The 23,067-nt window shown below is 56.3% G+C and carries 36 protein-coding genes and 1 pseudogene; 35 read left to right on the top strand and 2 right to left on the bottom strand.

The window, feature by feature from the left end; all coding sequences use genetic code 11:
- The first annotated feature begins 55 nt into the window (after positions 1–55).
- From RR877_RS03640 to RR877_RS03485, 32 genes are all read left to right on the top strand, one after another.
- Positions 56–955 (top strand): cytochrome b/b6 domain-containing protein, encoded by a 900-nt coding sequence (locus RR877_RS03640; protein ID WP_277494940.1) that lies wholly within the window; start codon positions 56–58, stop codon positions 953–955.
- A gap of 65 nt (positions 956–1,020) precedes the next feature.
- Positions 1,021–2,688 carry a SulP family inorganic anion transporter gene (locus tag RR877_RS03635; RefSeq protein WP_332550953.1) on the top strand — a complete coding sequence of 556 codons (1,668 nt, stop codon included), beginning with the start codon at positions 1,021–1,023 and terminating at the stop codon, positions 2,686–2,688.
- 360 nt (positions 2,689–3,048) lie between these two features.
- A complete protein-coding gene (rpsJ, locus tag RR877_RS03630; RefSeq protein ID WP_030147986.1) occupies positions 3,049–3,357 on the top strand; it encodes a 30S ribosomal protein S10 in 309 nt (102 codons plus the stop codon).
- A gap of 8 nt (positions 3,358–3,365) precedes the next feature.
- Positions 3,366–4,022, top strand: coding sequence for a 50S ribosomal protein L3 (gene rplC / locus RR877_RS03625; RefSeq protein ID WP_277494942.1), 657 nt, complete (start codon positions 3,366–3,368; stop codon positions 4,020–4,022).
- 3 nt (positions 4,023–4,025) lie between these two features.
- On the top strand, positions 4,026–4,673 hold the full coding sequence (gene rplD, locus RR877_RS03620) for a 50S ribosomal protein L4 (protein WP_110232723.1): 648 nt from the start codon (positions 4,026–4,028) through the stop codon (positions 4,671–4,673).
- The gene (gene rplW / locus RR877_RS03615; RefSeq protein WP_110232724.1) at positions 4,673–4,978 is read left to right on the top strand and encodes a 50S ribosomal protein L23; all 306 of its coding nucleotides are present in this window, start codon (positions 4,673–4,675) and stop codon (positions 4,976–4,978) included. Before rplD ends, rplW begins: the two co-directional genes overlap by 1 nt.
- 25 nt (positions 4,979–5,003) lie before the next feature.
- Positions 5,004–5,840 (top strand): 50S ribosomal protein L2, encoded by an 837-nt coding sequence (gene rplB, locus RR877_RS03610; protein ID WP_277494943.1) that lies wholly within the window; start codon positions 5,004–5,006, stop codon positions 5,838–5,840.
- Between the two features lie 15 nt (positions 5,841–5,855).
- Positions 5,856–6,137 (top strand): 30S ribosomal protein S19, encoded by a 282-nt coding sequence (gene rpsS, locus RR877_RS03605; RefSeq protein WP_096382546.1) that lies wholly within the window; start codon positions 5,856–5,858, stop codon positions 6,135–6,137.
- 26 nt (positions 6,138–6,163) lie between these two features.
- Positions 6,164–6,559 carry a 50S ribosomal protein L22 gene (rplV, locus tag RR877_RS03600; protein ID WP_280797968.1) on the top strand — a complete coding sequence of 132 codons (396 nt, stop codon included), beginning with the start codon at positions 6,164–6,166 and terminating at the stop codon, positions 6,557–6,559.
- Positions 6,559–7,314 (top strand): 30S ribosomal protein S3, encoded by a 756-nt coding sequence (gene rpsC / locus RR877_RS03595; protein ID WP_110232727.1) that lies wholly within the window; start codon positions 6,559–6,561, stop codon positions 7,312–7,314. Before rplV ends, rpsC begins: the two co-directional genes overlap by 1 nt.
- 2 nt (positions 7,315–7,316) lie before the next feature.
- A complete protein-coding gene (gene rplP, locus RR877_RS03590) occupies positions 7,317–7,736 on the top strand; it encodes a 50S ribosomal protein L16 (RefSeq protein WP_096382539.1) in 420 nt (139 codons plus the stop codon).
- Positions 7,736–8,038 carry a 50S ribosomal protein L29 gene (gene rpmC / locus RR877_RS03585; RefSeq protein ID WP_332550951.1) on the top strand — a complete coding sequence of 101 codons (303 nt, stop codon included), beginning with the start codon at positions 7,736–7,738 and terminating at the stop codon, positions 8,036–8,038. The genes rplP and rpmC overlap by 1 nt, the downstream gene beginning before the upstream one ends.
- Positions 8,038–8,334, top strand: coding sequence for a 30S ribosomal protein S17 (gene rpsQ / locus RR877_RS03580; RefSeq protein WP_096382535.1), 297 nt, complete (start codon positions 8,038–8,040; stop codon positions 8,332–8,334). The genes rpmC and rpsQ overlap by 1 nt, the downstream gene beginning before the upstream one ends.
- A 31-nt stretch (positions 8,335–8,365) precedes the next feature.
- A complete protein-coding gene (gene rplN, locus RR877_RS03575; RefSeq protein ID WP_332550950.1) occupies positions 8,366–8,734 on the top strand; it encodes a 50S ribosomal protein L14 in 369 nt (122 codons plus the stop codon).
- A gap of 2 nt (positions 8,735–8,736) precedes the next feature.
- Positions 8,737–9,096, top strand: coding sequence for a 50S ribosomal protein L24 (gene rplX, locus RR877_RS03570; protein ID WP_332550949.1), 360 nt, complete (start codon positions 8,737–8,739; stop codon positions 9,094–9,096).
- On the top strand, positions 9,096–9,683 hold the full coding sequence (gene rplE, locus RR877_RS03565) for a 50S ribosomal protein L5 (RefSeq protein WP_332550948.1): 588 nt from the start codon (positions 9,096–9,098) through the stop codon (positions 9,681–9,683). Before rplX ends, rplE begins: the two co-directional genes overlap by 1 nt.
- 61 nt (positions 9,684–9,744) lie before the next feature.
- The gene (gene rpsH, locus RR877_RS03560) at positions 9,745–10,143 is read left to right on the top strand and encodes a 30S ribosomal protein S8 (protein ID WP_332550947.1); all 399 of its coding nucleotides are present in this window, start codon (positions 9,745–9,747) and stop codon (positions 10,141–10,143) included.
- A gap of 6 nt (positions 10,144–10,149) precedes the next feature.
- The gene (rplF, locus tag RR877_RS03555; protein ID WP_332550946.1) at positions 10,150–10,686 is read left to right on the top strand and encodes a 50S ribosomal protein L6; all 537 of its coding nucleotides are present in this window, start codon (positions 10,150–10,152) and stop codon (positions 10,684–10,686) included.
- Positions 10,687–10,688: 2 nt separating this feature from the next.
- Positions 10,689–11,060 (top strand): 50S ribosomal protein L18, encoded by a 372-nt coding sequence (rplR, locus tag RR877_RS03550; protein WP_096382520.1) that lies wholly within the window; start codon positions 10,689–10,691, stop codon positions 11,058–11,060.
- 41 nt (positions 11,061–11,101) lie between these two features.
- A complete protein-coding gene (gene rpsE / locus RR877_RS03545) occupies positions 11,102–11,731 on the top strand; it encodes a 30S ribosomal protein S5 (protein WP_332550956.1) in 630 nt (209 codons plus the stop codon).
- Positions 11,731–11,916: a 50S ribosomal protein L30 gene (gene rpmD, locus RR877_RS03540; protein WP_096382516.1), complete on the top strand. Its 186-nt coding sequence runs from the start codon at positions 11,731–11,733 to the stop codon at positions 11,914–11,916. Before rpsE ends, rpmD begins: the two co-directional genes overlap by 1 nt.
- Positions 11,916–12,572 carry a 50S ribosomal protein L15 gene (rplO, locus tag RR877_RS03535; RefSeq protein ID WP_332550945.1) on the top strand — a complete coding sequence of 219 codons (657 nt, stop codon included), beginning with the start codon at positions 11,916–11,918 and terminating at the stop codon, positions 12,570–12,572. The genes rpmD and rplO overlap by 1 nt, the downstream gene beginning before the upstream one ends.
- Before the next feature lie 87 nt (positions 12,573–12,659).
- Entirely contained in the window at positions 12,660–13,982 is a 1,323-nt protein-coding gene (gene secY, locus RR877_RS03530) for a preprotein translocase subunit SecY (RefSeq protein ID WP_280802855.1), read from the top strand.
- Entirely contained in the window at positions 13,982–14,569 is a 588-nt protein-coding gene (locus tag RR877_RS03525; protein WP_332550944.1) for an adenylate kinase, read from the top strand. Before secY ends, RR877_RS03525 begins: the two co-directional genes overlap by 1 nt.
- Positions 14,570–14,581: 12 nt before the next feature.
- Positions 14,582–15,427, top strand: coding sequence for a type I methionyl aminopeptidase (map, locus tag RR877_RS03520; protein WP_332550943.1), 846 nt, complete (start codon positions 14,582–14,584; stop codon positions 15,425–15,427).
- Positions 15,428–15,560: 133 nt separating this feature from the next.
- Positions 15,561–15,782, top strand: a complete 222-nt coding sequence (infA, locus tag RR877_RS03515; protein ID WP_110232739.1) for a translation initiation factor IF-1 — start codon at positions 15,561–15,563, stop codon at positions 15,780–15,782.
- A gap of 72 nt (positions 15,783–15,854) precedes the next feature.
- Positions 15,855–15,968: a 50S ribosomal protein L36 gene (gene rpmJ / locus RR877_RS03510; RefSeq protein ID WP_047561540.1), complete on the top strand. Its 114-nt coding sequence runs from the start codon at positions 15,855–15,857 to the stop codon at positions 15,966–15,968.
- A gap of 161 nt (positions 15,969–16,129) precedes the next feature.
- Complete coding sequence (gene rpsM, locus RR877_RS03505; protein ID WP_110232740.1) at positions 16,130–16,504, top strand: 30S ribosomal protein S13; 375 nt, start codon at positions 16,130–16,132, stop codon at positions 16,502–16,504.
- Between the two features lie 44 nt (positions 16,505–16,548).
- Positions 16,549–16,947, top strand: a complete 399-nt coding sequence (gene rpsK / locus RR877_RS03500) for a 30S ribosomal protein S11 (RefSeq protein WP_110232741.1) — start codon at positions 16,549–16,551, stop codon at positions 16,945–16,947.
- An 80-nt stretch (positions 16,948–17,027) separates the two neighbouring features.
- Positions 17,028–18,020: a DNA-directed RNA polymerase subunit alpha gene (locus tag RR877_RS03495; protein ID WP_332550942.1), complete on the top strand. Its 993-nt coding sequence runs from the start codon at positions 17,028–17,030 to the stop codon at positions 18,018–18,020.
- A gap of 46 nt (positions 18,021–18,066) precedes the next feature.
- Positions 18,067–18,651: a 50S ribosomal protein L17 gene (gene rplQ / locus RR877_RS03490; RefSeq protein WP_110232743.1), complete on the top strand. Its 585-nt coding sequence runs from the start codon at positions 18,067–18,069 to the stop codon at positions 18,649–18,651.
- 99 nt (positions 18,652–18,750) lie between these two features.
- The gene (locus RR877_RS03485) at positions 18,751–19,740 is read left to right on the top strand and encodes a tRNA pseudouridine synthase A (RefSeq protein ID WP_332550941.1); all 990 of its coding nucleotides are present in this window, start codon (positions 18,751–18,753) and stop codon (positions 19,738–19,740) included.
- Here the strand turns inward: RR877_RS03485 and RR877_RS03480 are convergent.
- Both RR877_RS03480 and RR877_RS03475 read right to left on the bottom strand, forming a co-directional pair.
- Positions 19,737–20,909, bottom strand: a complete 1,173-nt coding sequence (locus RR877_RS03480) for a HipA domain-containing protein (protein ID WP_277494948.1) — start codon at positions 20,907–20,909, stop codon at positions 19,737–19,739. The genes RR877_RS03485 and RR877_RS03480 overlap by 4 nt on opposite strands.
- Entirely contained in the window at positions 20,906–21,139 is a 234-nt protein-coding gene (locus RR877_RS03475) for a helix-turn-helix domain-containing protein (protein ID WP_110232745.1), read from the bottom strand. Before RR877_RS03475 ends, RR877_RS03480 begins: the two co-directional genes overlap by 4 nt.
- Positions 21,140–21,466: 327 nt before the next feature.
- Here RR877_RS03475 and rplM point away from each other — a divergent pair, with 327 nt between their 5' ends.
- From rplM to RR877_RS03460, 3 genes and pseudogenes are all read left to right on the top strand, one after another.
- Positions 21,467–21,913 (top strand): 50S ribosomal protein L13, encoded by a 447-nt coding sequence (gene rplM / locus RR877_RS03470; RefSeq protein WP_332550940.1) that lies wholly within the window; start codon positions 21,467–21,469, stop codon positions 21,911–21,913.
- A gap of 34 nt (positions 21,914–21,947) precedes the next feature.
- On the top strand, positions 21,948–22,439 hold the full coding sequence (gene rpsI, locus RR877_RS03465; protein WP_110232747.1) for a 30S ribosomal protein S9: 492 nt from the start codon (positions 21,948–21,950) through the stop codon (positions 22,437–22,439).
- Between the two features lie 31 nt (positions 22,440–22,470).
- Positions 22,471–23,067, top strand: a pseudogene (locus tag RR877_RS03460) (phosphoglucosamine mutase); the annotation flags it as partial.

The following is a 23,067-nucleotide window of genomic DNA, read 5'->3' as shown; positions in this document are numbered from 1 at the left end:
CGGTGTGGGCCCCAGTTTTGCTGGGGCCCACACTCGTTCACGGTAGATTTGTGGTGTGGGTGTGCAGGTCAAGAAAGTTGCTGGCTGGTCGGCAGTTCTTCTGTTTTCGATGACCGTAGTGATCTTGGTGGCGCAGTGGATGCGCACCATTCCCGAAGTCGCGATTTTTATCTCGAATTACCGTGGCACAACCCCATTGCCTGAGGGAGCACCCGTCGGTCTTCCTGCCTGGCTGGGATGGCAGCACTTCTTGAACATGTTCTTTATGTTGCTGGTGATTCGAACCGGCTTGATCATCCGCTCTAAGAAGCGACCTCCAGCTTTTTGGACCCGGAAAGAAACCGGCCTCATTTCACGGATTGGCCCTGCCCAGCGCATGGGTATCTATCACTGGCTGCATATCTCTATAGATGTGTTCTGGGTGCTCAATGGAGTTGTCTTCATTGTGTTGCTCTGGGTAACAGGTCAGTGGATGCGCATCGTTCCCACATCATGGGATGTCTTTCCCAATGCTGTTTCTGCCGCACTGCAATATGCATCACTGCGTTGGCCACTAGAAAATGCGTGGGTCAATTACAACAGCTTGCAGGTTCTTGCCTACTTCGTCACGGTTTTCATTGCCGCACCGATTGCGATCAAGACCGGACTGCGCCTGTCTCCGGTGTGGCCGAAAGAGGGCTGGATGCACCGTGTCTTCCCTGAAGACCTGGCTCGCAGGCTCCACACCATCGTCTTGTTCTATTTCTTTATCTTTATCGTGGCGCACGTCACATTGGTGTTCACCACGGGTGCTCTGCGTAACCTCAACATGATGTTTGCTGCCAATGACGGTACGTCCTGGCTGGGGGCAGGCATCTTTGGACTCGCTGTGGTGGTCATGGTGGTCGGTTGGTTGCTGGCCAAGCCCAGCATCTTGAAACCAATAGCCCGATTGTCTGGAAAAGTTCAGGGATAAGCACTTCCCCGTGAGCGGAAGCCCGTGTGCAGGGAATTCAGCTTCGCAGGAATAACCTTGGTCTCATGTGGGCGACGCTGAAGTCACTGCTCCCAGGTCGAGCAGACTATTCCGCCCTCCCCAGAACCTGGAAGTCCGACCTTCTGGCTGGTCTCACCGTCGGCATCGTGGCATTACCTTTGGCTCTGGCTTTCGGTGTGAGCTCAGGGGTGGGCGCAGAAGCCGGACTCATCACGGCGGTCGTGGCTGGCTTTATTGCTGCCGTCTTTGGTGGTTCGAACGTTCAGGTCTCGGGTCCCACCGGTGCGATGGTCGTCGTACTGGCCCCGATTGTTGCCTCTCATGGTGCGGGGTCGGTCATCATCGTGGGACTCATGGCCGGCGTCATCGTTCTGCTCTTGGGCCTGTTCCGGCTGGGACGTTCGGTGTCCTTTATTCCGTGGCCGGTCATTGAGGGCTTCACCCTCGGTATTGCCGTCATCATCTTCGTTCAGCAAATACCTGCGGCAGTGGGTTCCCCCGAGTTTGTGGAGTCGACGAATGCGGTGGTTTCGGGAATTAGCGCCATCCTGGCGGCGAACGTGGACTTGGCACTCTGGTCGTTGGGTGCGGTGTTGATTGTGGCGCTGATCATGGTGGTCACGCCCAAGGTCATCCCGGTAGTTCCCGGGTCCATTATTGGCATCGTCGTGATCACGGTGTTCGCAGAGCTGACCAGGTCCCCGCTTGTTCGTATTGGTGAGCTCCCCAGCTCGTTGGGAATGCCCTCGTTCCCCGACTTTGCGGGTGTGAAGATAGGGGAGTTGATTGTCCCCGCCATTGCCGTGGCAGCACTTGCTGCCATTGAGTCGTTGCTGTCCGCACGTGTGGCAGCAAGCATGGCCAATACGGGAGTATTCAACCCAGACAGAGAACTGGTGGGGCAAGGACTTGCTTCGGTGGGGTCGGCACTCTTTGGCGGTATGCCCGCCACCGGTGCGATTGCTCGCACCGCGGTGAACGTGCGCTCCGGCGGTAAAACCCGCATGGCCTCGATAGTTCACGCAGCAGTATTACTCGGTGTGGTCTACCTGGCGACGGGTCCTGTTTCCAGGATTCCTCTGGCCGCGCTCGCCGGGGTGCTCATGGTGACAGCAGTTCGAATGGTTCCCAGCAGGGCAGCGTGGAAGATTCTGCGCAGCACTAAGCACGACGCTGTGATCTTCATTGCCACGGCAGTGATTACTGTTGCCCTTGATCTGATTGAGGCGGTGGTGGTCGGCATTGTGGTGACAGTGCTGTTCTCTATCCGAGCACTGATCATGCGGGGCAAGGTTCACCAGGTTGATCTACCTGGGCCTGCAGTTCCTGGAGATGACCGTATTGCGTTGTTCCGGATCGAAGGTGCCTTGTTCTTTGGAGTGGCCGACAAGATTCACGATGAGGTCACCACACACCCTGATGTGACCGTGGTGATTATTCAGCTCTCGGGTGTGCAATTCCTCGATGCCACCGGCGCGCAGATATTGGCAGAGATTGTCACGCAGCTAGAACGCGACGGCAAAACGGCCATTATCAAGGGAATCCCTGAGCAACACCGGGAGCTCATTACCCGCGTGGGAGTGCTGGGGCAGCTGCGGCACCCCAACCATCTCTTTGATAATTTAGAGCTTGCCGTGGCACACGCACGCTCGCATATAACACGCGAAGATGCCGCAGCGGCGGAAGGTCTGCCCCGGCCCTTCTTTAGCTAAGGCAACAGTGGCGTCTTTGCTGGGCAAACTCCTCGACACGCCCGGGTTGCACTCGGGTTGTAATGTGTGGCAGACTCTTCAAGTTCGACATTTTCTGCCTTTGTGCAGAAATCACTACCCTGGCAGTGCATAACGACGGAACATTCCGATCACGTTAGGCCGCAGGTAGAGGACATCGCCAAAGCTCTCCGTTGAGCCTGGGGTAACCCAGACTTTGCCGCGTTCGCGCGGGGAAAGCCCACAGCACATTGACATGTAAACAGTGGTGCGACACCTAAAAGTAGAGTGCCAGCGTTTTAACGCGAAGCGTCCAATGCAGCTCCGAGGCTGTACGACGCTCTGAATGAAAGAGAGAGTCACATGGCGGGACAAAAGATCCGCATTCGACTTAAGTCATATGACCACGAGGTCATTGACTCCTCGGCGCGCAAGATTGTCGACACTGTTACCCGTGCGGGTGCAACTGTTGTCGGCCCTGTGCCCCTTCCTACTGAGAAGAACGTGGTGTGTGTCATCCGTTCACCTCACAAGTACAAGGACAGCCGCGAGCACTTTGAGATGCGCACCCACAAGCGTTTGATCGACATCGTCGACCCCACGCCCAAGGCTGTTGACTCGCTCATGCGTCTTGACCTTCCTGCTGATGTCAACATCGAGATCAAGCTGTAGAGGTCAACATGGCAAATCCAACTAAGACTGTTAAGGGTCTGCTCGGCAAGAAGCTGGGTATGACTCAGGTATGGGACGAGAACAACAAGCTTGTTCCCGTGACCGTTATCGAAATCACCCCCAACGTTGTAACCCAGTTGCGCACCGTTGAGAAGGACGGCTACGAAGCTGTTCAGATCGCTGGTGGCGCTATTGACCCTCGCAAGGTTAACAAGCCTGCGACCGGTCACTTCGACAAGGCTGGCGTAACTCCTCGCCGCCACGTCACTGAGGTTCGCACCCCCGACGCTTCTTCTTACAGCGTTGGCCAGGAACTCACCGTTGACTCCACCTTCGAAGCCGGCCAGAAGGTCGACGTCATGGGCACGAGCAAGGGTAAGGGCTTCGCCGGTGTTATGAAGCGTCACAACTTCAAGGGTGTTTCCGCATCTCACGGTGCACACCGTAACCACCGTAAGCCCGGTTCTATCGGTGCTTCTTCGACCCCCAGCCGCGTCTTCAAGGGCATGCGCATGGCCGGTCGTATGGGTGGAGAGCGCGTCACCGTGCTCAACCTCAAGGTTCACGCAGTAGACGCAGAGAAGGGCCTCTTGCTCGTCAAGGGCGCTGTTCCCGGTGCACGTGGCCGCCTCGTATTCGTTCGCAACGCAGTGAAGGGGGCGTAGTCCATGGCTACCGTTACCACTCTCGACGTCGTTGACCTCAAGGGCAAGAAGGCTGGCTCTGTAGAGCTTCCTGCTGAACTCTTTGACGTCACCGTTAACGTCCCACTGATCCACCAGGTTGTTGTAGCTCAGCTTGCTGCTGCCCGTCAGGGTACGCACAAGGTCAAGAGCCGCGGCGAAGTTTCTGGTGCAGGTCGCAAGCCTTTCAAGCAGAAGGGAACCGGTCGCGCTCGTCAGGGTTCGATCCGTGCTCCTCACATGACTGGTGGTGGAATCGTCCACGGACCAACCCCACGCAGCTATGCACAGCGCACCCCCAAGAAGATGATTGCTGCAGCTCTGCTCGGTGCTCTCTCTGACCGCGCACGTGGTGGACGTCTCCACGCCGTGACCGCATTCGGTGAGAACGCACCTTCGACCAAGGTTGCATCTGACTTCTTGAACACCATCGCTAAGAGCAAGAACGTACTCATCGTTCTTGAGCGCAACGATGAGCTTTCGCTCAAGAGCGTTCGCAACCTGCCTAACGTTCACGTTCTGAACTCAGACCAGCTGAACGCTTACGACGTGCTCGTCTCTGACGACATTGTGTTCACTCAGGAAGCAATCACTTCCTTCGTGAACAGCAAGAAGAAGGATGAGGTCAAGTAATGACTCTCGACGTGTGGAACAAGGACCCTCGCGATGTCATCATCGCTCCGGTCGTTTCGGAAAAGAGCTACGGCCTGATCGACGAAGGTAAGTACACCTTCCTCGTAGACCCTCGCTCGAACAAGACCGAAATCAAGCTCGCTATCGAGAAGATCTTCTCGGTTGAGGTTGCTTCGATCAACACCCTGAACCGTCAGGGCAAGACCCGCCGTACCAAGTTTGGCCAGGGCAAGCGCAAGGACACCAAGCGCGCCATTGTCACTCTGAAGTCCGGTTCCATCGACATCTTTACGGCCGTTGGCTAAGCGGAACGGATAAAGAGGACTAATCATGGCTATTCGTAAGTACAAGCCCACAACCCCGGGCCGTCGTGGCTCGAGCGTTGCGGACTTCGCTGAAATCACTCGTTCGACTCCTGAAAAGTCGTTGCTGCGCCCCCTGTCCAAGACTGGTGGCCGTAACAACCAGGGTCGTATCACTACCCGTCACATCGGTGGTGGCCATAAGCGCCAGTACCGCGTTATCGACTTCCGTCGTAACGACAAGGACGGCGTATTGGCCAAGGTCGCTCACATTGAGTACGACCCCAACCGCACCGCACGTATTGCACTGCTTCACTTCGTTGATGGCACCAAGCGCTACATCTTGGCTCCCAACAAGCTGAGCCAGGGTGACTTCGTTGAGTCGGGCGCAAGCGCCGACATCAAGCCAGGTAACAACCTGCCTTTGAAGAACATCCCCACCGGTACCGTCATCCACGCGATCGAGCTCAAGCCCGGTGGCGGAGCAAAGATGGCACGTTCCGCTGGTGCATCTGTTCGTCTCGTTGCTAAGGACGGCCCCTACGCGCAGCTTCGTCTGCCTTCGGGTGAAATCCGCAACGTTGATGCTCGTTGCCGCGCCACCATTGGTGAAGTCGGTAACGCCGAGCAGTCGAACATCAACTGGGGTAAGGCTGGCCGCATGCGTTGGAAGGGCGTTCGCCCAACCGTTCGTGGTGTTGCTATGAACCCAGTCGACCACCCACACGGTGGTGGTGAGGGTAAGACCTCCGGTGGTCGTCACCCTGTCAGCCCCTGGGGTCAGAAGGAAGGCCGTACACGCCGTCCTAACCAGGAAAGCGACAAGCTCATCGTTCGCCGTCGTACCGTCGGCAAGAAGCGCTAGTAGGAGTTTAAGAAGATGCCACGCAGTCTTAAGAAGGGCCCCTTCGTTGACGAACACCTGCTCCGCAAGGTTGTTCGCCAGAACGAGGCCAACACAAAGAACGTAATCAAGACCTGGTCGCGTCGATCGATGATCATCCCCGCGATGCTCGGTCACACGATTGCAGTTCACGACGGTCGCAAGCACATTCCTGTGTTCGTTACCGAAACCATGGTCGGTCACAAGCTTGGTGAATTTGCACCAACTCGTACCTTCCGCGGTCACGTGAAGGACGACAAGAAGGGCCGTCGCCGCTAACCGCGGTGACGATAGGAGGAATAGAAATGGTGGAGTCAGTCGCACGCGTGCGTCACATCCGCGTTACCCCTATGAAGGCTCGACGCGTTGTTAACCTGATCCGTGGAAAGCAGGCTCACGAAGCTCTCGCGATTCTGAAGTTTGCACCTCAGACCGCTTCCGAGCCCGTATACAAGCTTGTTGCTTCGGCAATCGCTAACGCTCGTGTCAAGGCAGATGCTGCAAACGCATTCCTTGACGAACAGGACCTCTTCGTTTCGGCAGCTTTTGTCGACGAGGGTGCAACCCTGAAGCGTTTCCGTCCCCGTGCACAAGGTCGCGCATTCAAGATCTTGAAGCGCACCAGCCACATCACTGTCGTACTTGCTACCCCCGACGAGCTCGAGGTTGCTGGCAAGGCTGCGAAGAAGGAGGCCAAGTAATGGGCCAGAAAGTAAACCCCTACGGCTTCCGTCTGGGAATCACCACTGACCACGTGTCACGTTGGTTCTCCGACAGCACGAAGAAGGGTCAGCGTTACGCCGACTTCGTGACTGAGGATGTCAAGATCCGTCGCATGCTCAGCGAGACCCTCGACCGTGCAGGTGTTGCACGCATCGAGATCGAGCGCACCCGTGACCGCGTCCGCGTAGACATTCACACTGCCCGTCCCGGCATCGTGATTGGTCGCCGTGGCGCCGAGGCAGAGCGCATCCGCGCTGACCTCGAAAAGCTCACCGGTAAGCAGATCCAGCTCAACATCCTCGAGGTGAAGAACCCCGAGGCTGAGGCTCAGCTGGTAGCTCAGGGTATTGCTGAGCAGCTTGCAGGTCGTGTGGCTTTCCGTCGCGCAATGCGTAAGGGCCTTCAGGGCGCTCAGCGCGCTGGCGCTAAGGGTATTCGTATCCAGGTGTCCGGTCGTCTGGGTGGCGCTGAAATGAGCCGCTCCGAGTTCTACCGTGAAGGTCGTGTGCCTCTGCACACCCTCCGCGCGAACATCGACTACGGCTTCTACGAGGCCAAGACCACCTTCGGCCGCATTGGTGTGAAGGTATGGATTTACAAGGGCGACATCACTAACAAGGAGCTTGCTCGCGAGCAGGCTAACCAGAAGAGTGTCCGTCCCGAGCGTAGCGACCGTCCCCGTCGCGCCCCACAGGGCGAGAAGGCTCCGGTAGCAGCAGGAGTTGAGGCATAACCATGTTGATTCCACGTCGAGTAAAGCACCGTAAGCAGCACCACCCCGGCCGTTCCGGCCAGGCAACTGGTGGCACCAAGGTGTCGTTCGGTGAGTTCGGTATCCAGGCTCTGACCCCCGCATATGTGACTAACCGTCAGATCGAGTCCGCTCGTATCGCGATGACCCGTCACATCAAGCGTGGTGGAAAGGTTTGGATCAACATCTACCCAGACCGTCCTCTGACCAAGAAGCCAGCTGAAACCCGCATGGGTTCCGGTAAGGGTTCACCAGAGTGGTGGGTAGCTAACGTCAAGCCAGGCCGCGTGCTCTTCGAGCTCAGCGGTGTGAACGAGACCATTGCTCGTGAAGCAATGACTCGTGCAATCCACAAGCTGCCCCTCAAGGCACGCATCATCAAGCGCGAGGAGGGTGACGCATAATGGCTATCGGATCCAAGGAACTCGGTTCCAACGACCTAGACACCTTTGACAACGAGCGTCTCGTAGAAGAGCTCCGTAAGGCGAAGGAAGAGCTGTTCAACCTGCGCTTCCAGTCGGCTACCGGCCAGCTCGAGAGCCACGGACGCCTCCGTGCTGTCAAGCGCGATATCGCACGCATCTACACGGTTCTCCGTGAGCGCGAGCTCGGTATTCGTGCAACGCCTGCTGCAGCAGCTGCTCCAGCAAAGGCTGAGAAGAAGACCAAGGCCGCTAAGGCCGAGACCGCGGAGGAGACCGAATAATGGCTACCGCAAAGGCTAAGAAGGCCGAAGAGACTGAGGCAATCGTTCGCGGTTACCGCAAGGTTCGTCGTGGTTACGTCACCAGCGACAAGATGGACAAGACCATCGTTGTTGAGGTTGAGGACCGCGTTAAGCACCCTCTCTACGGCAAGGTTATTCGCCGCAGCTCGAAGGTTAAGGCTCACGATGAGCTCAACACCGCCGGCATCGGTGACCTGGTTGTTATCAGCGAGACCCGTCCGCTCAGTGCTTCCAAGCGCTGGCGTCTGGTCGAGATCGTCGAGAAGGCTAAGTAGGCCCTGGCCTACTTCGTAAAAGGAGTTAGAAGTGCTTCAGCAAGAATCACGCGTCAAGGTTGCCGACAACACCGGCGCCAAGGAGCTGCTCACGATTCGCGTTCTCGGTGGTTCCGGTCGTCGTTACGCCGGTCTCGGTGACGTTATCGTGGCAACCGTCAAGGACGCTATCCCCGGCGGAAACGTGAAGAAGGGTGACGTCGTCAAGGCTGTCGTCGTTCGTACCGTGAAGTCGACCCGTCGTCCCGACGGTTCCTACATCAAGTTCGACGAGAACGCAGCTGTCATCCTCAAGGCGGATGGCGAGCCACGCGGTACTCGTATCTTCGGTCCTGTCGGTCGCGAACTGCGCGACAAGAAGTTCATGAAGATCGTTTCATTGGCACCGGAGGTTATCTAGTCATGGCGAACATCAAGAAGGGTGACCTGGTTCAGGTCATCACTGGACGCTCGCAGGCACGCGGTGGAGACCGTGGCAAGCAGGGCAAGGTAATTGAGGTTCTCACCGAGCGCAACCGCGTCATCGTTGAGGGTGTCAACTACATCACCAAGCACACTCGCGTTGGTCAGACCGACCGTGGCGCAAAGACCGGTGGCATCGAGACCGTTGAGGCTCCGATCCACATTTCCAACGTGGCCATTGTTGACCCCTCGACCAAGAAGCCAACTCGTGTTGGTTACCGCGTTGAGACTGTCACCAAGAACGGCGTGAGCAAGACTGTTCGCGTTCGTTACGCCAAGAAGTCAGGTAAGGACCTGTAATGTCGAACACCGCAGTTGCTGGCAAAATCCAGCCACGTCTCAAGGGTAAGTACAAGGACGAAATTCAGAAGGCCTTGGCCACTGAACTCGGCCTTAAGAACGTTCACGAGATCCCAACCCTCACCAAGATTGTGGTGAACATGGGTGTTGGTGAAGCAGCCAAGGATGGCAAGCTCATCGACTTCGCCGTCGCTGACCTCACCGCTATCACTGGCCAGAAGCCTTCTGTTACGAAGGCTCGCAAGTCGATTGCACAGTTCAAGCTGCGTGAAGGACAGCCCATTGGTGCGCACGTTACCCTCCGTGGTGACCGCATGTGGGAATTCCTGGACCGCCTCTTGGCACTGGCCCTTCCTCGTATCCGCGACTTCCGTGGTCTTTCTGACCGCCAGTTCGACGGAAACGGAAACTACACCTTTGGTCTCACCGAGCAGACAATGTTCCACGAGATCAACCAGGACAAGATCGACCGTCCTCGCGGTATGGACATCACTGTTGTGACTACTGCCAAGAACGACGACCAGGGTCGCGCACTGCTGAAGGCATTGGGCTTCCCCTTCAAGTCGGTAGAAACCTCTACCAACTAAGCACCACAGGTCGCACGCCCGTGTAACGGGCTGCGAAACCTGGTGAATAAAGGATAAACACATGACAATGACAGATCCGGTCGCAGATATGCTGACCAGACTGCGCAATGCGAACTCGGCACACCACGACTCCGTGTCCATGCCGAACAGCAAGCTCAAGACGGGTATTGCTGAAATCCTCAAGTCTGAGGGTTACATCGCAGATTGGGAAGTTGCTGACGCACGCGTTGGTAAGACCCTGACGCTGAACCTCAAGTACAGCGCAGACCGTCACGCTTCCATCGTCGGCATCAAGCGTGTATCGAAGCCTGGTCTTCGTGTTTACGCAAAGTCGAACGAAATCCCCAAGGTCCTCGGTGGCCTCGGTATCGCCATTCTGTCCACCTCTAGCGGTCTTCTTACTGACCGTCAGGCTGAGAAGAAGGGCGTAGGTGGGGAAGTCCTCGCCTACGTGTGGTAACCGAGAATGTCACGTATTGGTCGTCTTCCTATTGACATCCCTGGTGGTGTAACCGTGACCATTGAAGGTCAGGACGTTACTACCAAGGGTCCCAAGGGCGAACTGAAGCTCACCATTTCTGCTCCTATCACTGCTGTGATCGAAGAGAACCAGGTAGTTGTCAGCCGTCCCGATGACGAGCGCAACTCGCGTTCGCTGCACGGTTTGACCCGTACCCTCATCGCTAACCAGATTGTTGGCGTAACCCAGGGCTACGAAAAGGGTCTCGAGGTTGTCGGTACTGGTTACCGTGTTGCTTCGAAGGGCGCAGGCGTTGAGTTCGCACTCGGCTACTCGCACCCCATCACCGTGGAGCCTCCTGCAGGCATCACCTTCACTGTTGAGGGCAACAACAAGCTCATCGTGAGCGGAATCGACAAGCAAGCTGTCGGTGAAGTTGCTGCCAACATTCGTAAGCTGCGCAAGCCAGAGCCATACAAGGGCAAGGGTGTGCGTTACGCAGGCGAAGTTGTTCGCCGCAAGGCTGGAAAGGCTGGTAAGTAGCCATGGCACTCGGAACCCGAGGAAAGTCCAAGTCGGCCGCACGCGACCGCCGTCACGCACGTCTTCGCAAGAAGATCGAAGGAACTGCTGCACGTCCACGTCTGGTCGTCACTCGTTCCGCTCGTCACGTATTCGTTCAGCTCGTCGACGACTCACAGGGTGTCACCGTTGCTTCGGCATCGACCCTCGAGTCAGACATGCGCACGTTCGCTGGCGACAAGACCGCTAAGGCACGCAAGGTTGGCGAACTCGTCGCTGAGCGCGCAAAGAAGGTCGGAATTGAAGCTGTGGTCTTCGACCGCGGTGGAAACAAGTACGCCGGTCGCGTTGCTGCGATCGCCGATGGAGCCCGAGAGGGTGGATTGAGCCTGTGAGCGAGAACACTGTTAACGAAACTGAAGCTGCAGAAGCAGCTGTGGAGTCTGCAATCGTAGACACCGCTAACGAGCCTCGTGAGGCTCGCCGCGGTGGCCGTGAGCGCAACCCCAACAAGGATCGCAACCGCGACCGCGACGCTGAGAAGAGCCAGTTCCTCGAGCGCGTCGTCACCATCAACCGTGTATCCAAGGTCGTCAAGGGTGGTCGTCGCTTTAGCTTCACCGCACTCGTCGTCGTCGGTGACGGTAACGGTATGGTTGGCGTCGGTTACGGCAAGGCTAAGGAAGTACCCCTGGCAATTTCCAAGGGTGTTGAAGAAGCTAAGAAGGCTTTCTTCCGCGTTCCTCGCTCGGCTAACACCATTCCTCACCCTGTTCAGGGCGAGGCTGCTGCCGGTGTCGTACTTCTTCGTCCCGCTGCTGCTGGTACCGGTGTTATCGCCGGTGGTCCAGTGCGTGCCGTACTCGAGTGCGCAGGCATCCACGACGTTCTGAGCAAGTCTCTCGGTTCGTCGAACACCATCAACATTGTTCACGCCACCGTGGAAGCACTGAAGCAGCTCGAAGAGCCTCGCGCAGTTGCCGCACGTCGTGGCCTGGACTTTGACCAGGTTGCTCCTGCTCGCCTCGTGCGCGCAGAAGCTGAGGCTGCAAAGGCAGGTGCCTAATGGCCGCTCGTCTGAAGGTTACCCAGATCAAGTCCGTAATTAGCGAAAAGCAGAACCAGCGCGACACACTTCGCAGCCTGGGACTGAAGCGCATTGGCGACATCGTCGTCAAAGAGGACAGCCCCGTTACTCGCGGATACGTTCGCACCGTGGCTCACCTCGTCAAGGTCGAGGAGATTGACTAATGGCTGAAGAGAAGAAGGACGCCGCTCAGGCTCCTGCGAAGGCTGCTGCCCCCAAGGCTGCCGCTGCTAAGGCACCTGCTGCCAAGGCTGCTGCAAAGCCCGCTGCTGAGAAGGCTGCTGCTCCCAAGGCTGCAGCTAAGCCTGCTGCTGAAAAGACCGAAGCTCCTAAGGCAAAGGCTGCAAAGTCTGTTGCTAAGAAGACTGAAGTTGAATCTCGCGAACAGGTCCTCAAGGTCCACCACCTTCGTCCCGCACCTGGTGCGAAGAAGGCAAAGACCCGCGTAGGCCGTGGTGAAGGTTCTAAGGGTAAGACTGCGGGTCGTGGTACCAAGGGTACAAAGGCTCGTTACCAGGTCAAGATCGGCTTCGAGGGTGGGCAGATGCCTCTGCACATGCGTACCCCCAAGCTGCGCGGCTTCAAGAACCCCTTCCGCGTTGAGTACCAGGTTGTCAACCTCGATGCTCTCGCTGAGCTGTACCCCAACGGTGGAGATGTCACTATTGCTGACCTCGTCGCCAAGGGTGCTGTTCGCAAGAACGAGAAGGTCAAGGTTCTCGGTAACGGCGACATCGCTGTTAAGCTGAACATTGCAGTTGACAAGGTCTCGAGCTCAGCAGAGCAGAAGATCGTCGCCGCAGGTGGTTCAATCAAGTAACCACTCGCTGGTTGCGCAAACGTAGCGTTGCTGGCTCCCCTTCGGGGGAGCCAGTGCGCGTTACACCAAGATTTACAGGAGTCATGTGTGATTAGTGCAGTAGTACGTATATTCCGTACTCCAGATTTGCGCCGCAAGATTGGCTTCGCGCTGGGCATCATCGCCCTCTTCCGCTTGGGATCGTTCATCCCCAGCCCCTACGTTGACTTCGGTAACGTACAGGCATGTTTGAACGCGAACCAGAACACCTCTGGTCTGTATGAGCTCGTCAACCTGTTCTCCGGTGGCGCACTGCTCCAGCTGAGCATCTTTGCTCTGGGCATCATGCCCTACATCACTGCTTCGATCATCGTGCAGCTTCTGCGCGTGGTCATCCCTCACTTTGAGACCCTGCACAAGGAAGGTCAGGCTGGCCAGTCCAAGCTGACCCAGTACACCCGCTACCTCACTATTGCGCTCGGTGTTCTGCAGTCCACCACTCTGATTACTGTTGCTCGCTCGGGTGCACTCTTCGGAACGAACTCCACTCCTGAATGTACTCAGCTGCTCACCAACGACGCTTGGTACGCCATCTTGCTCATGGTCATCACCATGACCGCAGGTACTGGTCTGATCATGTGGATGGCTGAGCTCATCACCGAGAAGGGAATCGGTAACGGAATGTCGTTGCTGATCTTCACTTCGATTGCAGCTGGCTTCCCTCGCTCTCTCGGAAACGTCTACGCAGCACGTGGCCTCAACACCCTGCTCATCGTTCTTGCAATGGGCCTTTTGGTCATTGTTGCGGTTGTGTTCGTGGAACAGTCCCAGCGTCGTATTCCGGTTCAGTACGCCAAGCGCGTGGTGGGTCGTCGTACCTACGGTGGTAACAACACCTATATCCCCATCAAGGTCAACATGGCCGGTGTGGTCCCCGTGATCTTCGCCTCCTCGCTGCTGTACCTGCCTGCACTGATTGCACAGTTCAACCAGCCTGCTGCTGGTCAGCAGCCTGCAGAATGGGTTACTTGGGTCTCGACCTACCTGGTCAAGAGCGACCAGCCTTCGTACATGATCTTGTTCTTCCTGCTGATCGTGGGCTTCACCTACTTCTACGTCGCTATTACCTTCAACCCTGAAGAGGTAGCTGACAACATGAAGAAGTACGGCGGATTTATCCCCGGTATTCGTGCCGGTCGCCCCACTGCGGAATACCTGGACTACGTCCTCACTCGCATTACGCTGCCAGGTGCGATCTACCTCGGTATCGTCGCCATCTTGCCTTTGATCGTTCTGGCCCTCGCTGGCGCCAACACCGACTTCCCGTTTGGCGGAACCTCAATTTTGATTGTTGTGGGTGTGGGGCTGGAGACTGTTAAGCAGATTGATTCTCAGCTGCAGCAGCGGCACTACGAAGGGCTCTTACGCTAATGACGGGAACTCGCCTGCTTCTTATCGGTCCTCCCGGCGCAGGCAAGGGTACGCAAGCTGCCATTCTGGCTGACACCTACTCAATCCCCGCCATCTCCACCGGAGACATCTTCCGTGCAAACGTGAAGAACGAAACTCCTCTGGGGCTCGAAGTGAAGTCCATCTTGGCTCGCGGTGAGTATGTTCCTGACTCGCTCACTAACGCCATTGTCGAAGATCGTCTGCACGAAGCAGATGCTGTCTCTGGTTTCCTCCTTGACGGCTACCCTCGCACCATCGACCAGGTGAACGAACTTGACCGCATGCTTTCCGCAGATGGCAAGGCGCTCGACGCTGTTGTCTTGATTACCGCTGACACCGATGTTGTGGTGGATCGACTGCTCAAGCGTGCTGAGATCGAAGGCCGCGCTGACGACACCGAAGAAGTCATCCGTCACCGCATGTCTGTCTATGAAGAGCAGACTGCTCCACTCATCAACACCTACTCTGCTCGTGGCCTTGTTGTCACCGTGGATGGCCTCGGTGCGGTTGAAGAAGTGACCGGACGTATTGTTTCTGCTCTGGCAGATAAGGGTGTTCAGGCCTAAGCCTGAAAGCTCATGGGTTTCCGCACCAACATCTATAAGTCCCCAGCTCAGCTGAGGCTCATGGTTGAACCCGGACTCATCACCGCTGCCGCACTGGATGCAGCACGTCCATTGATTCGCGCGGGTGTTTCCACGCTTGAAATTGACACCGCTGCCGAAAAAGCGATTCGCGACCGCGGCGGCGAGCCTAACTTCATGCTGGTTCCTGGTTACCGTCACACCGTGTGTGCATCGGTGAACGACGAAGTCGTCCACGGTATTCCTGGTGGTCGTATTCTCGAGCCCGGTGACATTGTTTCCATTGATGCTGGTGCGCAATATCAGGAATGGAATGGCGACTCCGCCATCACTGTTGTGGTTCCGGACCCCAGCCGTCCCGAGGTTGTGGCCGAACGCGAACAGCTCTCGAAGATTACCGAAGGTTCTCTCTGGGCAGGTATTGCTCGACTGGCCAAGGCTAAGCATCTCAACGAGGTGGGCGACGCCATCCAGGGTTACATCGAACTCGAAGGCATGAAGGTTGGCCACCGCTACGGCATCCTGACCGATTACATCGGTCACGGTATTGGCCGCGACATGCACGAAGCTCCACCGGTGTTCAACTACCGTGTGAAGCAAAAGGGCCCTGAAGTAAAGCCTGGACTGGTTGTGGCCATTGAGCCCATGGTGGTCACCGGCAAGATCGATACTTATGTCGGAGAAGATGACTGGACCGTCATCACCGAAGACGGTGGCATGGCTTCACACTGGGAACACTCGGTTGCTGTGCACAAAGATGGCATCTGGGTACTCACTGCGCATGACGGTGGCGCAGCAGGTTTGGCACCCTTCGGTGTCGTTCCCACCCCCATTGCCTAAATCCGAGTTGGATTTCTGCGGGAATATCACATAAGCTTGGACTTTGGTGTCTGTTGCCATGCCTTTGGCGTGTCGTCAGAAATCATTTTGCATCCGCAAGACCAGTAATCCCCAACAAAGCGATAAGTGAGTTATGGCCAAAAAAGACGGCGTCATCGAGATCGAAGGTTCGATCACCGAAGCGTTGCCCAACGCAATGTTTCGCGTTGAGCTGACTAATGGCCACAAGGTTCTTGCCCACATCTCGGGCAAGATGCGCCAGCACTACATCCGAATCCTCCCTGAGGACAAGGTCATCGTAGAGCTGAGCCCTTACGACCTCACTCGCGGACGTATCGTCTACCGCTACAAATAAGGGTTACTGAGAAGTAACGGCCAAAGCCCACAAGGCTTCGGTACGAAGACAGCGATAAAAAGGAAAAGAACAATGAAGGTTAACCCCAGCGTTAAGCCCATCTGCGACAAGTGCAAGGTTATTCGCCGCCACGGAAACGTCATGGTGATCTGCGAGAACCCTCGTCACAAGCAGCGCCAGGGCTAGTAACTACCCCACAGATTTTCACTCTCACGAGTGATCCCGCGGTTCGCCGCAACAACTCAATAAGCACTCCCAAGAACCTACGCAAGTAGGGGACACCTACGGTTGGAGGCCGTGGCACCGGGAATGCTCCACACCTCCACTACACACAAGGAGATGCCACCATGGCACGTCTTGCCGGAGTAGACATTCCCCGCGAAAAGCGCGTGGAAGTTGCACTGACATACATCTACGGTGTTGGCCGTACGCGAGCACTCAAGACTCTCGCTGACACCAACATCAGCGGAGATATCCGCGTCAAGGACCTCACCGACGACCAGCTGGTCGCTCTGCGTGACTACATCGAAGGAACCTTCCGCGTCGAGGGTGACCTCCGCCGTGAAGTACAGGCTGACATTCGCCGCAAGGTTGAGATCGGTAGCTACGAAGGTCTTCGCCACCGTAAGGGTCTGCCGGTTCGCGGTCAGCGCACCAAGACCAACGCTCGTACCCGCAAGGGACCAAAGCGTACCGTCGCCGGCAAGAAGAAGGCTAAGTAATCCGCATAGCGGGTACTAGCCCCCAATAGGTTTTAGGAGAAATCATGGCAGCACCTAAGTCGGCAGTTCGCAAGCCGCGCAAAAAGGACAAGAAGAACGTTGCTGTGGGCCAGGCCCACATCAAGAGCACGTTCAACAACACCATCGTGTCAATCACTGACACCACTGGTGCCGTAATCAGCTGGTCTTCATCTGGTCAGGTTGGCTTCAAGGGTTCACGTAAGTCGACTCCCTTCGCAGCTCAGCTTGCAGCAGAGTCGGCAGCACGCCAGGCACAAGAGCACGGCATGAAGAAGGTTGACGTTTTCGTCAAGGGCCCCGGCTCTGGTCGTGAAACCGCTATCCGTTCGCTTCAGGCCGCTGGCCTCGAGGTTGGTTCGATTTCCGATGTGACCCCACAGGCTCACAACGGTTGCCGTCCACCTAAGCGTCGTCGCGTTTAGTCTTTCCCCCGTTTTAACAACTCAATAACCCCGCTCACGCGAGTGTCATATATCGGACACTCAGCCGAAAGGAATACATAGTGCTCATTGCACAGCGCCCCACGCTTTCCGAAGAGAACATCTCCGAATACCGTTCACGTTTCATCATTGAACCGCTTGAACCAGGTTTCGGTTACACCCTTGGTAACTCGCTCCGTCGTACCCTGCTCTCCAGCATTCCTGGTGCAGCAGTAACCAGCATCCGTCTGGACGGCGTACTCCACGAGTTCTCCACCATCCCCGGTGTCAAGGAAGATGCAACTGAAATCATCCTCAACATCAAGTCTCTGGTTGTTTCCAGCGAGCACGACGAGCCCATCACCGCTTACCTCCGTAAGCAGGGTGCTGGCGTTGTCACCGCTGCAGACATCTCCGCACCTGCAGGTGTTGAGATCCACAACCCTGAGCTCGTGATCGCAACCCTGAACGACAAGGCAAAGTTCGAACTCGAACTGACCATCGAGCGTGGCCGCGGTTACGTCTCCGGTAGCCAGAACCGTTCCGAGTTCTCCGAAGCAGGTCAGATTCCTGTTGACTCGATCTACTCTCCAGTACTCAAGGTGACCTACCGCGTCGAGGCAACTCGTGCCGGTGAGCGCACTGACTTCGACCGCCTGGTCGTTGACGTTGAGACCAAGCAGGCCATCACTCCTCGTGACGCAATGGCTTCTGCTGGACGCACCCTGACCGAACTCTTCGGTCTGGCACGCGAGCTCAACACTGCTGCTGAAGGTATCGAGATCGGTCCTGCACCAGTTGACGCAGTCCTCAGCTCTGAGCTGTCGATTCCTGTTGAAGACCTCGACCTCTCTGTTCGTTCCTACAACTGCCTCAAGCGCGAAGGCATCAACACCGTTTCTGAGCTCGTAGCTCTGTCCGAAACTCAGTTGATGAACATTCGCAACTTCGGTCAGAAGTCGGTCGACGAGGTTCGCGACAAGCTCATCGAGATGGGCCTGTCTCTCAAGGATTCTGTCCCCGGATTTGACGGAGCACACTTCTACGGTGGCTTCGACGAAGACGAGAACATCTAAGCGACTGTCTTTCTAGACACGTCATTGATTTACGGAGATATAAAAAATGCCTACCCCAACTAAGGGTCCTCGCCTCGGAGGCGGTCCTGCACACGAGCGCTTGATGCTCGCGAACATGTCCGTTTCTTTGTTCACTCACAAGTCGATCAAGACCACTGAGACCAAGGCAAAGCGCCTGCGTCCCGTGGCTGAGCGTCTCATCACGTTTGCAAAGCGTGGAGACCTTCACGCACGTCGCCGTGCGCTGTCGATCCTGCGTAACAAGGAAGCTGTTCACATCCTTTTCGCTGAAATTGCTCCTCTGGTTGCTGAGCGTGAGGGCGGCTACACCCGCATCACCAAGCTCGGTTACCGCAAGGGTGACAACGCTCCTCTCGCACAGATCGAGCTCGTGCTCGAGCCTGTCAACAAGAAGCCTGCCAAGGCTAAGCCTGCTAAGGCTGAGGCTCCCAAGGCTGCTGCTCCTGTAGCTGCTGAGGTTGTAGAGGAAGTTGTTGTTGACGAGGTGACCGAAGAGGTCGTCGTTGACGCAGCTGGCGAAGCTGAAGTTGAAACCGTTGTTGAAGAGACTGTTGTAGAGGTTGCTGAAGAAGCTCCCGCTGCAGAAGCTACTGAAGAAGAAGCTAAGTAGTCTTCATCACACACGTTGGAAGCCCCGGTGTTACACCGGGGCTTCTGTGGTTAAGTCATGTAGGAAACTGCGCACTGTTGAAGCTTTAGACTTTGAGACGTGAATGAGGAAGCCATAACCCCAGGCGAGATCGTCGAGGATGACTTTTCTGACCTCATTGACGTGGAAGGCGATGTTCGTCTCCGTCTGGACTTTGGCTATGACGGCACAGACTTCGCTGGCTGGGCGAAACAGCCCGGCAAGCGCACTGTGGAGGGAACTCTCGAGCAGGCCTTCGCGCAAGTGTTGCGCATGGAGGTCTCCCCCCGCATTGTCGTTGCGGGAAGAACGGATGCCGGTGTTCATGCCGCTGACCAAGTGGCTCACATCGATGTTCCGTTAGAACAGCTCATCCGGGTCTCCTTCTCCCGCGAAGAACGTCGTGCACTACAAGAGCAGGGTGGTATTCCCGTTGTTGGTGGGTTGCCCCAGGTCCCACACACCATGCTGCATGCCCTCATGCGGCGCGTGGATGGCTCAGTGGGACGTAATGCTGATGTGGTGATCAATAAGATCACCGTTGCCCCGTTGGGGTTTGATGCCCGATTCTCCCCTTTAGCCAGACGCTATGAATACCGACTGGCAGATGGTCTCGAGCGACTCAATCCCATTGAGCGTCGCCGTACCGCTTTTCACTTCTACCCTCTGAACGTGGACGCCATGAATGAGGCAGCAGAGATGATGCTCGGTCTTCGAGACTTTGGTGCATTCTGTAGACCACGACCTGGTGCGACCACGATTCGGGAACTTCAAGAGTTCCACTGGGAGCGGGATGCTTCCGGTGTGATCGTGGCTCAGTTGCAGGCTGATGCGTTCTGCCACTCCATGGTGAGATCACTTGTGGGGGCGTGCGTTGCTGCTGGGTCAGGAACGCATTCTCTGGATGCCATTGAAGACCTGCGCACCAAGGGGGAGCGCACGAGTGTGTTCAAGGTGATGCCTGCACACGGGTTGACCCTGACCCAGATCATTTACCCTCCAGATTCAGAGGTGGGGCAGAGGGCAGACCTTACCCGCAGTCGCCGCGTGCTTGAAGAAGATTTCCTTTAGAAGTATTTACTGAACTCTTGATATCTCCGGCGAAGCTGCCGTGCTGCTTTGGATGTGATTTTGGGGTCAAAGGGGAGCACCCCGTTGTCAACCTCGTCAGCAATCTCTTCGGTGACAGCCAGCACGCGTCGACGAATATTCTCAACAGATGCCAGAGGTAATCCAAGAAATTGACCTACCTCGATGAATCTCTTCACAGTGAGAGTTGAGTGATCGCCAACTTTCAAAGCAAGCTCGGGATTCAGATCCGGATAGAAAAGTGAACTAGGTAAGTCATACATTGGTGCCACCAAGCTGGCTTGTTTCCTCCCCACGATGGACAAGTTCTTGGCGTGCATGTCGCCGTTTCCGGTGAGCCAAGCGAAAGCGAGTTGCGTGAGCAAATTAATACTGGAGGCAAGTGGTGAGATGGTGGCTCGACTGAGGCCTTGGGCTACTTCTTCAAAGCTGAGGTTGTATTTGTCGGCAGGATAGTGTCCGAGAACCTGGGTTCCGTCTTCTACGTGGATAAGTTCTTTCTTGTTTCGATCAAATCTTTTGACCAGCAATGCTTCTACGCCAGTGCTGTCAGTGATGAGCCGTGATTGCCCCACATCTATTTTGAGCTTTTTCGCGCGCTCGAGAAAAAACTGTTCGTTGCGGCAGAGGTGGCGAAATTCAGGAGGATCAAACTTGATGAGGTGTTCCACGTCAGCCTTTGACGCATGGAAAGAGATCATCTGTGCTGAGGCTTTATCTTGAACCCCAGCGATGCGGGGGCTCAGAGCAATTCCCTGTGACGCAAAGACTTCTGAGAAATCAAGCTGTTCTGGGTTTCGCGGAATCTGGACCGTAGGTTTTTCCTGAACGGGCAAACTGCCCTCAATCACGTAAACATCACCGACTGTGGCAGGCCCCACGGCAAGTAGAAGACCTAGCTCGTCATCGGCTGAGGTCTTCGCGTTTCTGACCAACGCGTTCAACCGGCGACCTTCAGGAAGAAGCCCGGCAAAGAAGGCAGGAACAGAAGCACCGGGGGTGTGGACTGGCTCTGGGCTCAGTGGAAGTGTTGTTGCAACTGAGTCGTTGTTGCCATCAAGGTAATCGGTCTCGTATGTGAAAACAGTGTGGGCGCCTTCTCTGCGCAATGTTGCCGCTCGGCGATTGCCGACGAAGACGTTACCAATCATGTGAGATCACCAAGCGAAAGGGAATATCCCAGCACTGAGAGAATTCTCTCGAGACCGTCGAGTTGAACGGTGGGCTTGCCCGCCTCAACCATTCCCACTAACTTTGGGGACACGCGCGCCGCAGCCGCGAGTTCTTCTTGTGTCAATCGAAGTAGTTTTCTCCGCTCCTTCAGCTTGGGGGCGGAGACTGTCAAGAATTCCGAACGTGCGTACTGATTTGGGGTTTCCATGCTTCAATTATGGCACGATTACGCAAAAATAGATACGTACGTACCGAATTTAGCTTTAAGACTATACATCTGTATCTCTGTGAGTCTGAATCCGCACGTACGTGGAGAAATTGATGAAACACTAATCCCCTGCACGAACTGAGCCACCGGCCCAAATTGACCAACAAGACTCAAGTGGCGTAAATTAGACCCTTGGTGCTTGTTCTCTATGGATAAGCCGCCGAAGTTGAGCCCTCGACTGATGGGTTCTAGCCAGATTCTGGCTGAGAACGCAACGACTGAGCGGGATACACGGACCACTCATTTCGACAAGAAAGCAGTATTACTGTGACTCGTACCTTTACGCCTAAGGCAGCAGAAGTTACGCGCGGCTGGGTCATCATTGACGCAACCGACGTTGTTCTCGGACGCCTCGCATCTCACGCTGCAACCATTCTGCGTGGCAAGAACAAGGCCACCTACACTCCTCACATGGACATGGGTGACTTCGTTATCATCGTCAACGCAGACAAGGTTGTCCTCACCGGCAACAAGGCTGCACAGAAGAAGGCATACCGCCACTCTGGTTACCCCGGTGGTCTGACTGCTACTACCTACACCGATCTTCTCGAGAAGAACCCTGAGCGCGCTGTGGAGAAGGCTATTCGTGGCATGCTCCCCAAGACCTCACTCGGTCGCGACCAGTTCCGCAAGCTCAAGGTTTACCGCGGCGCTGAGCACCCTCACGCTGCACAGCAGCCACAGGTATACACCCTCACTCAGGTAGCTCAGTAGAGCCTCGAAGATTTAGATAAAGGATTAAGTAATCATGGCGGATAACGCAGAAATCGAGACCGAGGCCGTAGAGGTCACCGAGTACTCAACCGAAACTCCTGTCGCAGCAGCTCCTAAGGCTCCTCGCGCAATCCTCAACGTTCCAGGTGCAGCTGTAGGTCGTCGCAAGCAGGCAATTGCTCGCGCACGCCTCGTACCCGGTTCCGGCAAGATCACGGTCAACGGCCGCGAGCTCGCTAACTACTTCCCCAACAAGCTGCACCAGCAGCTCATCAACGACCCCTTCACCGTGCTTGAGCTCGGTGGCGCATACGACGTTGTTGCACGCATCAGCGGCGGCGGCCCTTCCGGTCAGGCTGGCGCACTGCGTCTCGCTATTGCTCGTGCACTCAACGAGATTGACCGCGACAACAACCGCGCGACCCTCAAGAAGTCTGGCTTCTTGACTCGTGACGCTCGCGTCATTGAGCGCAAGAAGGCTGGTCTCAAGAAGGCTCGTAAGGCTTCTCAGTTCTCGAAGCGTTAATCTCGCTTCTTTAGCAGAAGTCGACTGTCCCTTGGCACGTCTATTCGGCACGGACGGTGTCCGAGGCTTAGCAAACCGTGAACTCACGGCAGACCTAACCTTGGCACTGGCCCAGTCGGCCGCGGTGGTTCTCACCAGCGGTCGCAGAGCCGAAGCCAGACGAGCTGAGGGACGTCGTGCTACTGCGGTCATTGCTCGCGACCCTCGCATCTCAGGTGAGTTCCTCACTGCTGCCCTCTCTGCTGGTCTCGCCAGCTCGGGCATTGATGTGTTGGATGCCGGCGTGATTCCCACGCCCGCAGCTGCCTTCTTGGTTAGTTCGATCGGCGCAGACTTCGGCGTGATGGTTTCGGCCTCGCACAACCCTGCTCCTGATAACGGCATCAAGTTCTTTGCCTTCGGCGGAACGAAGCTTCCTGATGAGGTCGAAGACCGCATCGAAGCTGCGTTGGACGCCGATCACCTGCTGCCCACCGGCGGTGAGGTTGGTCGTATTCGTCGCTTCGCAGATGCAGAAGACCGCTACGTCATTCACCTGCTGGGAACCCTGCCCAACAAGCTCAACGGCCTGCACGTGGTGCTGGACTGTGCTCACGGTGCTGCCTCGGCTATCTCGCCTGAGGTGTTC

Origin of the sequence: Aurantimicrobium sp. (genome assembly GCF_036667855.1) — a bacterium.
GTDB lineage: Bacteria > Actinomycetota > Actinomycetes > Actinomycetales > Microbacteriaceae > Aurantimicrobium.
This window is presented reverse-complemented; position numbering and strand designations above follow the sequence as displayed.